This is a genomic window from Solibacillus ferritrahens, assembly GCF_037027585.1.
Lineage (GTDB): Bacteria > Bacillota > Bacilli > Bacillales_A > Planococcaceae > Solibacillus > Solibacillus ferritrahens.
Genome location: NZ_JAXCLE010000005.1, coordinates 1 through 13,509, shown reverse-complemented (window position 1 = coordinate 13,509; position 13,509 = coordinate 1). Strand labels below are relative to the sequence as shown.

12 protein-coding genes, 1 rRNA gene, 1 pseudogene and 1 riboswitch are annotated in these 13,509 nt (G+C 40.1%); all 14 genes and pseudogenes read right to left on the bottom strand.

Annotated elements, in window-relative coordinates; all coding sequences use genetic code 11:
* Positions 1-517 precede the first annotated feature (517 nt).
* Positions 518-2,053, bottom strand: coding sequence for a bifunctional phosphoribosylaminoimidazolecarboxamide formyltransferase/IMP cyclohydrolase (purH, locus tag SNE38_RS06385; RefSeq protein ID WP_191704896.1), 1,536 nt, complete (start codon positions 2,051-2,053; stop codon positions 518-520).
* A gap of 67 nt (positions 2,054-2,120) precedes the next feature.
* Positions 2,121-2,687: a phosphoribosylglycinamide formyltransferase gene (gene purN / locus SNE38_RS06380; RefSeq protein ID WP_191704895.1), complete on the bottom strand. Its 567-nt coding sequence runs from the start codon at positions 2,685-2,687 to the stop codon at positions 2,121-2,123.
* Entirely contained in the window at positions 2,687-3,742 is a 1,056-nt protein-coding gene (purM, locus tag SNE38_RS06375) for a phosphoribosylformylglycinamidine cyclo-ligase (RefSeq protein ID WP_191704894.1), read from the bottom strand. Before purM ends, purN begins: the two co-directional genes overlap by 1 nt.
* A 23-nt stretch (positions 3,743-3,765) precedes the next feature.
* On the bottom strand, positions 3,766-5,184 hold the full coding sequence (gene purF / locus SNE38_RS06370) for an amidophosphoribosyltransferase (RefSeq protein ID WP_191704893.1): 1,419 nt from the start codon (positions 5,182-5,184) through the stop codon (positions 3,766-3,768).
* The gene (purL, locus tag SNE38_RS06365) at positions 5,160-7,391 is read right to left on the bottom strand and encodes a phosphoribosylformylglycinamidine synthase subunit PurL (RefSeq protein WP_191704892.1); all 2,232 of its coding nucleotides are present in this window, start codon (positions 7,389-7,391) and stop codon (positions 5,160-5,162) included. The genes purF and purL overlap by 25 nt, the downstream gene beginning before the upstream one ends.
* Positions 7,378-8,061, bottom strand: coding sequence for a phosphoribosylformylglycinamidine synthase subunit PurQ (gene purQ, locus SNE38_RS06360; RefSeq protein ID WP_191704891.1), 684 nt, complete (start codon positions 8,059-8,061; stop codon positions 7,378-7,380). Before purQ ends, purL begins: the two co-directional genes overlap by 14 nt.
* A gap of 4 nt (positions 8,062-8,065) precedes the next feature.
* Positions 8,066-8,311: a phosphoribosylformylglycinamidine synthase subunit PurS gene (purS, locus tag SNE38_RS06355; RefSeq protein WP_191700875.1), complete on the bottom strand. Its 246-nt coding sequence runs from the start codon at positions 8,309-8,311 to the stop codon at positions 8,066-8,068.
* Between the two features lie 3 nt (positions 8,312-8,314).
* Positions 8,315-9,025: a phosphoribosylaminoimidazolesuccinocarboxamide synthase gene (purC, locus tag SNE38_RS06350; RefSeq protein ID WP_191704890.1), complete on the bottom strand. Its 711-nt coding sequence runs from the start codon at positions 9,023-9,025 to the stop codon at positions 8,315-8,317.
* A 28-nt stretch (positions 9,026-9,053) separates the two neighbouring features.
* Positions 9,054-10,355 (bottom strand): adenylosuccinate lyase, encoded by a 1,302-nt coding sequence (purB, locus tag SNE38_RS06345; protein WP_191704889.1) that lies wholly within the window; start codon positions 10,353-10,355, stop codon positions 9,054-9,056.
* A gap of 13 nt (positions 10,356-10,368) precedes the next feature.
* On the bottom strand, positions 10,369-11,493 hold the full coding sequence (gene purK / locus SNE38_RS06340) for a 5-(carboxyamino)imidazole ribonucleotide synthase (protein ID WP_191704888.1): 1,125 nt from the start codon (positions 11,491-11,493) through the stop codon (positions 10,369-10,371).
* Positions 11,490-11,978, bottom strand: coding sequence for a 5-(carboxyamino)imidazole ribonucleotide mutase (gene purE / locus SNE38_RS06335; protein WP_191704887.1), 489 nt, complete (start codon positions 11,976-11,978; stop codon positions 11,490-11,492). The genes purK and purE overlap by 4 nt, the downstream gene beginning before the upstream one ends.
* 161 nt (positions 11,979-12,139) lie before the next feature.
* A riboswitch (purine riboswitch) is annotated at positions 12,140-12,239 on the bottom strand.
* A 98-nt stretch (positions 12,240-12,337) separates the two neighbouring features.
* Entirely contained in the window at positions 12,338-12,526 is a 189-nt protein-coding gene (locus SNE38_RS06330; protein WP_191704886.1) for an NETI motif-containing protein, read from the bottom strand.
* Positions 12,527-12,714: 188 nt separating this feature from the next.
* Positions 12,715-12,927 (bottom strand): annotated as a pseudogene (locus tag SNE38_RS19275) (winged helix-turn-helix domain-containing protein); the annotation flags it as partial.
* Positions 12,928-13,425: 498 nt separating this feature from the next.
* Positions 13,426-13,509: ribosomal RNA gene (rrf, locus tag SNE38_RS06320) — 5S ribosomal RNA — on the bottom strand; the annotation flags it as partial.

Below are 13,509 nucleotides of genomic sequence, written 5' to 3'. Positions count from 1 at the left end.
GCTCTCCTTTAAAATGAATAGTTTAGTTTATTAGGTATAACTAGTTGATTGTAGTGCAGGCGGCGACTCCTGAGACTACAGGCTTAGACCCTGCCCGCAGAAAGCGTCCACCGAAACGGAAATCAATGGGCTTGAAGTAAAAAATTATATAAAAAAACGCCCGCCAAATTTTAGGCGAGCGTTTTTCATTAATGGTCATTCGCACTGCGATACCCGACCAAAAGTAGTGCTGTGCTTGTTACAATTAATGATCATTTTATTATTAACAATGCATCTCCCGACCAAAGTCGATGCATTATTAATAAATTATTTTACGATGAGGACCCGGCCAAGAATCGCTCAATCGTCTTATTCATCCCTCTCCCAGCCAGAAAGAAGAATGAATAAAGCATTTGCAAACGCTTCTGCTAACGTCCGGCCAGAACATTAGCGAAACTTTATTCTATTATAACGAAAATCCGCAATTTTCTCTACTAAAATTAAATGGAATATAATGTTTTAAACATAAAGTTACAAATTAGTGTTTGAAATGACGTACACCTGTAAATACCATTGCGATACCATATTTGTTTGCAGCATCGATGGATTCTTGGTCTTTAATCGAGCCGCCTGGTTGAATGATTGCCTTGATGCCAGCTTTTGCTGCTGCTTCTACTGTATCTCCCATTGGGAAAAATGCATCCGATGCCAATGCCGCGCCTTGTGCTTTTTCACCAGCTTGTTCAAATGCAATTTTAGCTGCTCCAACACGGTTCATTTGCCCCGCGCCCACACCTAACGTCATTTGCTTGTCCGTAACAACAATCGCATTGGATTTTACATGCTTTACTACTGACCATCCAAGCTTTAATGCTTCCCATTCTTCCTCTGTCGGTTCACGATCTGTTACGACTTTAATATCTGCTTCTTCAAAGCCGAAACGGTCTGGTTCCTGAACGAGTAAACCACCTTCAACCGCTACAACATTGAATTGGTCCTGCTTCTCTTGTGCAAAATCAATTGTTACTAAGCGAATATTTTTCTTTTGCGTTAAAATATGTAGTGCTTCTTTAGAGAATGAAGGTGCAATAATGATTTCCAGGAAAATACGAGATAATTTTTCAGCAGTTGCTTCGTCCACTTCTTTATTTAATGCAATAATGCCACCGAAAATTGAAGTTGAATCTGCCTCATATGCTTTATTAAATGCTTCTTCGATTGTTTCACCTGTACCAACACCACATGGATTCATATGCTTCACAGCTACAGCAGCCGGCATCTCAAACTCTTTTACAATTTGAAGTGCAGCATTTGCGTCCTGAATATTGTTGTATGACAATTCTTTTCCGTGCAATTGTGTCGCGTAGGCAATCGAGAAATCCGAACCTAGGCGTTTTGCATAGAAAGCAGCCTTTTGGTGAGGGTTTTCACCATAGCGCAATGTTTGCTTTAGTTCATAAGTTAGCGTTAAGTTTTCAGGGAACTCTTCCCCGATTGCTGTTGTTAAATGATTTGAAATATACGAATCATATGCAGCAGTATGACGGAAAACTTTTGCTGCTAAACGACGACGTGTTTCTAATGTTGTTTTGCCATCTGCCTTTAATTCTTCAAGTACTGCAGTATAGTCGTTGCTATCTACGATTACTGTTACATAATCATGATTTTTTGCTGCTGAACGCAGCATTGTTGGACCTCCGATATCGATATTTTCTATCGCATCATCCCAAGTAACATTAGGCTTTGAAATCGTTTCTACGAATGGATAAAGGTTTACACAAACAATTTCGATTGGCTCAATGCCGTGTTCTTCCATTTGTGCAACATGACTTGGCTCATCAAATTTACCAAGAAGACCGCCGTGAATCATAGGGTTTAACGTTTTTACACGTCCATCCAAAATCTCTGGAAACTTTGTTACTTCATCAACTGCGGTAACTGGTACATTGTTTTCTTGTAGTAAATTTTTTGTACCTCCAGTTGAAAGTACTTCATAGCCAAGTGCTACTAATTCTTTTGCAAATTCTAAAATACCATTTTTATCTGAAACACTAATAAGTGCACGTTTCGTCACGATTAGGTCCTCCAATTTTTCATTTTTTTCGGTGAGCAGTGCCCTCACAGGAGCGGCCCAGGCGAAATTACGATTCAAATAACTGTTGTAATGTTTTTGTATAAAGTAAATGTTCTAATTTATGGATACGATTTTCTGTTGCTTCACGGTCACCCTCTACAACATCAACGGCACCCTGTGCAATAATTTTACCTGTATCCATTCCCGCATCTACGTAGTGTACGGTAACGCCTGTAATTTTCACACCGTGCTCCATCGCTTGACCTATAGCATCTTTTCCTGGAAATGATGGCAGTAAGGATGGATGGATATTAATAATACGATTTTCATAAGCCGATAAAAGCGTTTCACCGATCAGGCGCATATACCCCGCTAAAATGACCCATTCAATCTTTTTTTCTTTTAGTAATTTAACAATTTTTGCTTCATAGGCAGCTTTATCTTCAAAGCTTTTTGGTGCTAACTCTGCTACTGGAATATTTAAACTTTGTGCACGTTTGACAACGTAGGCACCAGGCTTGTCTGTTACAACAAGCCCGATTTCGGCATTAAGCTTTCCGTTAGCAATACTTTCAGCAAGCGCTTGAAAATTACTGCCACTTCCTGATGCAAAAACGGCAATTTTCGTTGTCATTACACTAAACTCCCGTCATGCTCACCGTTGAAAATAACGCCTTCCCCTTTTACAACATGACCGATTTTGTAAGCTTTTTCACCTTCTGCCTCTACTGCAGCGATTACTTTTTCTGCTTCACTTGCTGGTACGGCAATGACAAAACCAATCCCCATATTAAACACGTTATATAAATCTTTGTCCGCTAATGCACCTTTTTCTTTCAAGAAATCAAAGATACGTAATACCGGCCAAGTACCTAAGTCAATTTGCGTTGCTAAACCTGCAGGCATCATACGTGGTAGATTTTCATAGAAGCCTCCACCTGTAACATGTGCACAGCCATGTACATCTGCAGATTTAAGTGCCGCTAATACAGGCTTTGCATATAGCTTTGTAGGAACTAAAAGTGCTTCTCCGATTGGACCAAGATCTTCATAACCTTCAACAACAGCGTCTACCGCAAAATTATTATCTGCAAATACAATTTTGCGTACTAATGAATAACCATTTGAATGCACACCACTAGAAGCTAGACCAATTAATACGTCACCTTCTGTAATTTTCTCACCTGTAATGATATCTGCTTTCTCACAGGCACCTACAGCAAACCCAGCCAAGTCATATTCGTCCTCTTCATATAGACCTGGCATTTCAGCAGTCTCTCCACCGATTAAAGCTGCACCAGACTGAACACAACCATCTGCTACCCCTTTAACAATTTGCTCAATTTTTTCTGGTACTGCTTTTCCTACAGCGACATAGTCGAGGAAATAAAGCGGCTCTGCACCTTGGGCTACAATATCATTTACACACATTGCCACACAGTCAACACCGATTGTATCGTGCTTATCAACCATGAATGCCAGCTTTAGCTTTGTCCCAACCCCGTCTGTCCCTGAAATAAGAACTGGTTCTTTTAAGTTCAGTGCAGATAAATCAAACATACCGCCAAAACCACCGAATGTCCCCATCACACCTAGACGATTCGTACGCTCTACATGTGACTTCATACGCTTAACTGCTTCATATCCTGCTTCTATATTAACGCCTGCTTGCTCATATGCTTTTGACATAATGCCATGCTCCTCCTTGATTTCTAACAGTCTTTTTCATGCGGCAATACTGTATCAGGGAAAATTTCTGTCGGATATTTCCCTGTAAAGCACGCTAAGCAAAGACCCCCATTTTCATCTTCAAACGGACGATTTGTTGCACGTACCATTCCTTCTAATGATAAAAACGTGAGTGAATCCGCCTCAATTGCTTCACGAATTTCCTCGACACTATGGTTCGATGCAATGAGCTCCTCATGAGTCGATGTATCAATACCGTAATAGCATGGATCTGTCATCGGTGGTGAAGAGATTACGACATGTACTTCAGCTGCGCCCGCTTCTTTTAGCATGCGAACAATACGTTTAGACGTTGTACCGCGTACGATAGAATCGTCAACCATTATGACACGCTTTCCTTTAACAACTTGTACGACAGGTGAAAGTTTCATCTTTACACCGCGCTCACGTAACTCCTGAGTAGGCTGGATAAATGTACGTCCAACATATCTGTTCTTAATTAATCCAAGCTCATATGGAATTCCGCTTTCTTCAGAAAAGCCAATTGCCGCTGAAATGGATGAATCAGGTACCCCTGTAATAACATCCGCTTCAATATGAGCACATTCTTTTGCAAGCTCTTTCCCCATACGTTTACGAGCCATATGAACATTAACATCATCAATATTAGAATCGGGACGTGCTAGATACACATATTCCATTGCACACATAGTTCGTTTATCTTTTTCGACATAGCTATCTACTTCAAGACCATTATTAGAAATAATCAACAATTCTCCCGGCTCTACTTCACGAATGTATTCCGCACCAATTAAGTCAAATGCGCAAGTTTCAGAAGCAACAACGTATGCATCGCCCAACTTGCCTAATGAAAGCGGACGTAAACCATTACGGTCTCTTGCCACAATCATCTGATCATTTGTCAGCAAAATTATTGAAAATGCTCCTTTTAATAAAGATAAAGCTTCCTTTATTTTCGCTCGGAAAGGTGAATGCTTTGATTTTTTTATTAAATGAACAACTACTTCTGTATCAGATGTAGAATTAAAAATACTACCAGAGCGCTCTAAAAATTGCTTTAAATGAGTGGCATTCACCAAGTTACCATTATGTGCAATCGCTAGTGAGCCTGTTGAAGACCGGAACAATAGTGGCTGAACATTTTCCAGCCCTTTCCCGCCTGCAGTTGCGTAACGTACATGTGCAATTGCTGCATGCCCTACAACTTTACGTAACTTATCTTCATTGAACACGTCATTTACAAGACCTTCACCACGGACAGCCTGAAGCTGAGTACCGTCTGTTGTGACGATACCAGCTCCCTCTTGTCCACGATGTTGCAACGCGTGTAAACCGTAATAACTTAAGTGGGCTGCATCTTGGTTGCCCCAAATGCCAAATACGCCACATTCTTCGTTTAAGCCTCTGATTTCAGCAAGCATGGGATTGCTCCTTTCCAAGCAGAACGGAATTCCTCCACAGTACCTTCAACAAGTAAGCCAGTTTCACCGTTAATTTTAATCGTTGCGTCAGCTGTTACTGACCCAATTTTTGTTGCATCTTTTACAAAGGCTTCAAATGCCGCTGCATTTTCTTCTTTTACTGTTAAAACAAAACGGGATTGTGATTCGGCAAATAAAGCTGTCGTCGCAGAACCTGGTATCGTTATATCTAAACCTAAACCATTCGCTGCAAATGTTTTTTCGGCTAATGCAACGGCAACTCCGCCTTCAGAAACGTCATGCGCAGATTGTACAAGTCCCGCTTGAATCGCTTCTAAAATTGCTTTTTGACGAGCTGCTTCTACAGTTAAATCAATTGATGGTGCTTTACCTGAAATACCACCTTCAACTAACTTTTGTAGTTCCGATCCACCGAACTCAGTTTTCGTTTCACCAATTAAGTACACAACATCACCGGCAGCTTTCACTTCCTGTGTCGTTACATGTGCTAAATCCTTTACTAAACCGACCATACCGATTGTCGGTGTTGGGTAAACTGCTTCACCTGAACGTTCGTTATACATCGATACATTACCACCAATAACCGGTGCATCAAGTGCTAAACAAGCTTCTGCGATTCCGTCTGCTGATTTTTGAATTTGCCAGAAAATTTCCGGTCTTTCTGGGTTACCAAAGTTCAGGCAGTCAGTAATTGCAAGTGGTTGTCCACCAGAACATACGATATTACGTGCTGCTTCAGCAACAGCAATTTTACCACCTGTTGTTGGATCTAAATAAATGTAGCGGGAGTTACAGTCAGTTGTCATCGCTAACCCTTTGTTTGTACCACGGACACGTAATACAGCAGCATCCGATCCAGGTGCCACTACAGTATTAGTGCGAACCTGATAGTCATATTGATCATACACCCACTCTTTCGAAGCGATTGTTGGTGCTTTTAATAAAGCAGTTAATGTTTCCTTGTAATCTACTACTTTAGGTTCTACATTTTCCATTGCTTGATATTCAGCAAAATAAGCTGGCTCAGCATCTGGCATATTATACACCGGCGCATCTTCAGCAAGTGCATCAGCAAGTACTTCCGCCACTACTTCGCCATTGTGGATCAGGCGCAGCATTTTATCGTCTGTTACACGACCTACTGCCACTGCATCTAAATCATATTTATCAAAAATTGCTTTAATTTCTTCTTCACGGCCTGCTTTTACAACGATTAACATACGCTCTTGAGATTCAGATAACATCATTTCGTAAGCTGTCATGTTCGTTTCGCGTTGAGGAACTAAGTCCAGATTCATTTCTACACCAGTACCAGCTTTAGAAGCCATTTCTGCAGAAGATGAAGTTAGACCAGCTGCACCCATATCTTGAATACCTACTAATGCATCCGATTTAACAACTTCCAAACATGCTTCAAGAAGTAATTTTTCCATGAATGGGTCCCCAACTTGTACTGCTGAACGACTTTCTTCAGTATCTTCTGTCAATTCTTCAGAAGAGAATGTTGCACCGTGAATACCGTCACGACCTGTTTTCGCACCAACGTACATTACAGTATTTCCTACACCTGCAGCAACACCTTTTTGGATATCCTTATGGTCAATTAACCCTACACACATTGCGTTTACTAGCGGATTTCCTTCATAACAAGGATCAAAACCAATTTCGCCGCCTACAGTCGGGATACCGATACAGTTACCATAACCCGCGATACCTGCTACTACTTCTTCAAACAAGTATTTTCCGCGCGCTGATTTTAACTCACCAAAACGTAGAGAATTCAGCATGGCAATTGGACGCGCACCCATAGAGAATACGTCACGAATAATTCCGCCTACACCAGTTGCTGCGCCTTGGTATGGTTCAATTGCAGATGGGTGGTTATGTGATTCCATTTTGAATACAACAGCTTGTTCATCACCGATATCAACTATTCCTGCACCTTCACCAGGACCTTGTAAAACTTGAGGACCTTTTGTTGGGAATTTACGCAATACAGGCTTTGATTTTTTATAAGAGCAATGTTCAGACCACATAACTGAGAAAAGACCTGTCTCTGTCCAGTTTGGAATGCGTCCTAATTTTTCGATTGCTAAGTCAAATTCTGCATCTGTCATACCCATGTCCGCATATAGACGTTGTTCTTTAATCTGCTCTGGTGATGGCTCAAATTTAGTTGTTGACATGTTGTTCCCTCCACTGCTTCACAATTGATTTAAATAATTTCAGACCGTCTGCGCCACCAACGATTTCGTTTGCTGCACGCTCTGGGTGCGGCATCATACCTAATACGTTGCCTTCTTTGTTAATAATTCCTGCGATATCCGCTAAAGAACCATTTGGATTTTCACCTTCGTATGTGAATGCGATTTGGTTATTCGCTTTAAGTTCTGTCAAAGTTTCCTCGTCACAATAATAGTTTCCTTCACCATGTGCTATTGGAATATTAATTACTTCTCCAGCTTCATACTGGTTCGTAAATAATGAGTTGTTATTTTCAACTTTTAATTGTACGGTACGGCACATGAACTTCAGGTTCTTGTTTCGAATTAACGCCCCTGGTAAAAGACCTGCCTCCGTTAAAATCTGAAATCCGTTACAAACACCTAACACTGGTTTGCCTTGTCCTGCAAACTCCTTTAATGCTGTCATAATGTTTGATTGGTTTGCCATTGCACCACAACGTAAATAGTCTCCATATGAGAAGCCACCAGGAACGAGTACCCCATCAAAACCTTCTAAACTAGTAGCTGTATGCCACACATATTCTACTTCTTCACCTAATTCGTCCTTGATCGCATGATACATGTCGATATCACAGTTAGACCCCGGGAAAACGAGTACTGCAAATTTCATAGTATTATGCCTCCTCGATTTCGTAACGGTACTTCTCGATAACCGTATTTGTTAATACTTTTTCACACATTTCTTTTACGATTGTGTCAACGTCACGGTCAGTATCGCTGATTGTTACTTCTAAATATTTACCGATACGTACGTCAGATACTTCGTTGTAACCGATTTTTTGTAAAGAGCCTTGAACCGCTGAACCTTGTGGATCTAGAATACTTTCTTTTAATGTTACATATATTTTGACTTTCTTCATGAGTTAAATGCCTCCAAGTTTTTGTAAAATAATTTCATATACTTCAGTAATACTCCCTAAATCACGGCGGAATACGTCTTTATCAAGCTTTTGATTTGTCTTAGTGTCCCATAAACGACAAGTGTCTGGTGAAATTTCATCGGCTAATAATACATTGCCGTTGTTATCACGACCGAATTCTAATTTGAAATCGATTAATGTTACACCAACTGCAGCGAAGATTGGACTTAGCACTTCATTGACATGCAGAGCTGCGTTATATAATTCTTCTACTTCCGCCAGTGTTGCAATGCCTAACACATCGATATGCTCCGTCGTAATAAGGGGGTCGCCTAACGTATCGTCTTTATAATAAAATTCAACGATAGGACGTTTAAGCGCCATACCCTCTTCAAACCCCAGGCGTTTCGCTAGGCTTCCTGCAGCGATATTTCGTGTCACAACTTCAATTGGAATAATTTCTACTTTACGTACAAGCTGCTCGTTATCCGAAAGACGTTTAACGAAGTGTGACTCAATGCCGTTAGCTTGTAATTTCTCGAAAATTAGCGTCGTAATTTGATTATTTAAATTTCCCTTACCAGCAATATTAGCTTTTTTCTCGCCATTAAATGCTGTAGCACTATCTTTATATTCAACGAAAAGAACTTCCGGATTTTCTGTTTCATATAATCGTTTTGCTTTTCCTTCGTACAAAAGTTGACCTTTGTTCATCACGTATTCCCCCTGATTAATGGATTAATTAGTTAAGACCTAAACGTTCGAAAATCATATCAACATTTTGAATATGGTAGCTGTAGTCAAAGCAATCTTCAATTTCAGATGCTGATAGATAAGAAGTGATTTTTTCACTTGCCTCTACAAGCGGACGGAATTGAGTTTGCTCATCCCAAGCACGTGCCGTTAATGGTTGTACCGTATCGTACGCTTCCTCACGCGATAAGCCTTTATCAATTAAAGCTAGTAAGATCCGTTGTGAGTAGATAAGACCGAATGTGCGTTCCATATTGCGTTTCATGTTTTCAGGGAATACTGTTAAGTTTTTAAGAATGTTACCGAAACGATTTAACATATAATTCAATGTGATTGTTGCATCAGGAATAATGACACGCTCCGCCGATGAGTGCGAAATATCACGTTCATGCCATAATGACACGTTTTCAAAAGCTGTTAACATATAGCCGCGCATTAGACGTGCCATACCTGTCATATTTTCAGAACCAATAGGATTACGTTTATGCGGCATTGCCGAAGAACCTTTTTGTCCCTTTGCAAAGCCTTCTTCAACTTCACGAGTCTCCGATTTTTGTAAGCCTCGAATTTCTGTTGCAAACTTTTCAATTGATGTTGCTATAAGTGCTAAAGTAGAAAAATATTGTGCATGACGGTCACGCTGCAATGTTTGTGTAGATATTGGTGCAGCAGCTAAGCCTAGATGCTTACATACATAAGCTTCAACACGCGGATCGATATTGGCATATGTTCCTACCGCACCGCTCATTTTACCTGTTTCAATTACGTTTGCCGCTTCTTCAAAACGTACTAAATTACGGCGCATTTCTTCTAACCACAATGCAAGCTTTAAACCAAATGTAGTTGGTTCTGCATGCACACCGTGTGTACGACCCATCATAACTGTATATTTGTGCTCTTTTGCTTTTTCAGTAAGGATAGCAATGAAATTATGTAAATCTTTTCGTAAAATTTCATTTGCCTGTTTGATTAAATATGATAATGCTGTATCTACAACGTCCGTAGAAGTTAATCCGTAGTGAACCCATTTCTTTTCATCACCAAGTGCTGGCATTTCTGAAACTGCACGTGTAAACGCCACAACATCATGACGTGTCTCCTGCTCGATTTCATAAATTCGATCCATATCAAATGATGCATTTGCACGTAGTTTCACAACATCTTCTTTTGGAATTACACCGATTTCAGCCCATGCTTCACAAGCTAAAATTTCTACTTCCAACCATGCCTTAAACTTGTTCTCTTCAGTCCAAATGGCACCCATTTCGGGACGTGTATAGCGTTCTATCATAAATTTTCTCCTTCTATTCCGGCCAAATACCGGAATCCTTAATTTGTTTTATTGTTGTATTTATATCATCTGTCATAATTGTTACGTGACCCATTTTGCGGTTTACTTTTGCTTCTGATTTTCCGTAAAGGTGTATAGACCAATCAGGATATTTCGAAATAGAGTTTGTTAACGAAACGACATGCTGACCAAGCACGTTGACCATAATCGATGGTCCCCATAGCTTTGGCTTCCGTAAAGGCCAGCCACATACAGCACGGATATGCTGTGTAAATTGGGATATATTGCACGCCTCTATTGAGTAATGACCTGAATTATGAGGGCGCGGTGCACATTCGTTAATAACAACACTACCATCTTCAAGCACGAACATTTCTACTGCCAATGTACCGACTAATTGTAAATGGTCCGCAATATTCATAGCTGCCTTTTCTGCCAACCCTGCCGTTTTAGTATCAATCCTTGCAGGCACAATTGTCTCATGTAAAATGTGGTTCACATGTACGTTTTCACCTACTGGCAAGCAGTATGTTTCACCATGTCCATTGCGCTGAACAATAACGGAAATTTCTTTTGTAAATGGAACATAGCCCTCTGCAATACATTGTGAATGTGTAAATAAATCTTTTGCTAGCGGTAAATCATCCGCAGACTTCAACAACTGCTGACCTTTCCCATCATAACCGCCTCTTGCTGTTTTCACGATACATGGGAAGCCGATTTCTACAATGCTTTCTTGAAGTTGTTCATATGTAGTAGCGACAATGTACGGTGCTACCGGACAACCCGCATCAACAATCATTTGTTTTTCTGTAATACGGTTTTGTGTAATACGTACAAGTTCCGCGCCTTGTGGAACGTAAGCAATTTGTGTAAGACGCTTTAAACCATCGTAATCTATATTTTCAAATTCATAAGTAATTACATCACTTACTTCTGCTAGTTCTTCCAATGCTCCCTCATCATCATAGGCGGCAACAATGCGAATATCTGCCACTTGTCCACAAGGTGAATCCATCGTAGGTTCGAGTACCGCGATTTTATAGCCGGCTTCTTTCGCCGCTACTGCCATCATGCGACCAAGTTGGCCACCGCCGATAATACCAATTGTTTGTCCAGGGTAAATCATTTTTGTCACGTCAAGTCACCTGTGCTTTCTAAAACCTGCGCTTTTGTCGCTTCACGTCGCGCTTCAAGCTTTGTAGCAAGGTCGTGATCAAAAGCACCTAATATTTGTGCTGCAAGCAATCCTGCATTTGTTGCACCTGCTTTACCAATTGCAACCGTTGCTACTGGCACACCACCTGGCATTTGTACGATAGATAATAATGAATCAAGACCATTTAATGCGCGGGATTGTACAGGCACACCAATTACAGGTAATGTCGTTTTCGCAGCTACCATGCCTGGTAAATGTGCTGCACCACCTGCCCCTGCAATAATTACTTGAATACCTCGACTACGTGCACCTTCTGCATATTCAAACATTAGATCTGGTGTACGGTGAGCAGATACCACTTGTTTTTCATAAGGTACTTGCAGTTCTTCCAAAATGTCACAAGCATGTTTCATCGTTTCCCAGTCACTTGAACTTCCCATTATAACGCCAACTTTTGGTTCCATGAGTTTCGCTCCTTTAAACATCTTCTCCACTTGCGTAATTATTAACGAAAAAAATCCTCAAATAAACTACTCTCTGCGCATGAGAAAGCAGTTTACTTGAGGACTGTTAATAAAATATGTAGATACATGCATTTGCAATCCACACCCTTTTTATAATCATACCAAAAGTTGCTTTCCCACATAGTCCGGTATTTACGGTGCCGGGTAGAGACACTAGAGCCATATTCTCTAGCATATATGAGGGATTAAATGTTTTTCCTTTTCACATTTTAACAAGGGTTGGTTATAAAATCAACGTCAAAATGCGAACAATATTTTTTAGGTAAAACTAATTGTTCGTGTTTTTAACTGGATCTTTGTCATGATTCCATTAATATACCTTTAAATCGGATTTTTTGACGTAAGTAAATTGGTTCTCCATTTACTTCTTCAAATACTGGCTCTTCTTTCCGCCCAAACGCCATATAGCCATCTTTCTTCATTCTTTCTAGACATTGCTCGATTGTCTCATTTTCTTCTACTTCATACCAAACTTGTTTTTTAGTCAAATTGTACACCTTCCACATCTTAAATATCGCTCTAACTATACCATGTAAGTTTCAAACCTTCCTAATGGAAACAATTCCATTTGTGAACGATTTGTCACAATTTCAAAAAAATGATTTAAAAAGAAAAGTGATTTTAGGGCATACCCATGCAAACGAAAATCGGGACAATTAATATCATTGTAAAATACTCATACGACGAGTAAAAGTAAAAAGGCTATGTTACACCAAACAGTTTGTATAAAGTAAGGAGACTTCACAGGGTCCTTTAATTTTTCACGCAATGCTTTTATGTGAACTGTTACAGTATGTGTCTGATCCAACTCTACTTGCTGTCATACATGGGTGTATAACGCTTCCTTTGTAAACAGCTCAAATGAATTTTGGGCAAGTACCAATAAAATATTGTTTTATCGGGCGCCCAACACTACTCTATTACATTCGCAAAACCACTTGCGGCATTCCCAATGGTATAATTTTTCTACTTATTGGAGGAGACCACTTCATGTCTGAGGCACGTGCTGTAACTAACCTAATCGGGAACGGGTGTAGCATGTGTAGTTAGTATACAAACATAAATAGGCTGCTTAGCACCGTTACAATACGGTCGCTAAGCAGCCTATTATGATTTTTTTATGTGTATTTAAAAGTTATGTATACACTATATTAAGCACAACTATTAAAATGCCTCTTCTATCAACGACACGACTCCCCATCTGTCTAAAAAGAACAGGCTGAATTTCCACTCTAACCACTCGTAATCATGATTAACAAAGCATACTACTTAAACAAGTTCATAACATAAAACCATTTTAGATTCAGAGCATCAGCCTTAACAGGGGGAATTATAAAACGAAATAAGTGCACAAAAAAACCACTGATTTCTCAGTGGTTTTACATGTGCGAAGCGACGTCCTACTCTCACAGGGGGAAGCCCCCAACTACCATCGGCGCTAAAGAGCTTAACTTCCGTGTTCGGTATGGGA

Bases quoted from the DNA above. Each gene is read 5' to 3' on its own strand.
- purN (WP_191704895.1), bottom strand. From the start codon at position 2,687: ATGACAACGAAAATTGCCGTTTTTGCATCAGGAAGTGGCAGTAATTTT.
- purM (WP_191704894.1), bottom strand. From the start codon at position 3,742: ATGTCAAAAGCATATGAGCAAGCAGGCGTTAATATAGAAGCAGGATAT.
- purF (WP_191704893.1), bottom strand. From the start codon at position 5,184: ATGCTTGCTGAAATCAGAGGCTTAAACGAAGAATGTGGCGTATTTGGC.
- purL (WP_191704892.1), bottom strand. From the start codon at position 7,391: ATGTCAACAACTAAATTTGAGCCATCACCAGAGCAGATTAAAGAACAA.
- purQ (WP_191704891.1), bottom strand. From the start codon at position 8,061: ATGAAATTTGCAGTACTCGTTTTCCCGGGGTCTAACTGTGATATCGAC.
- purS (WP_191700875.1), bottom strand. From the start codon at position 8,311: ATGAAGAAAGTCAAAATATATGTAACATTAAAAGAAAGTATTCTAGAT.
- purC (WP_191704890.1), bottom strand. From the start codon at position 9,025: ATGAACAAAGGTCAACTTTTGTACGAAGGAAAAGCAAAACGATTATAT.
- purB (WP_191704889.1), bottom strand. From the start codon at position 10,355: ATGATAGAACGCTATACACGTCCCGAAATGGGTGCCATTTGGACTGAA.
- purE (WP_191704887.1), bottom strand. From the start codon at position 11,978: ATGGAACCAAAAGTTGGCGTTATAATGGGAAGTTCAAGTGACTGGGAA.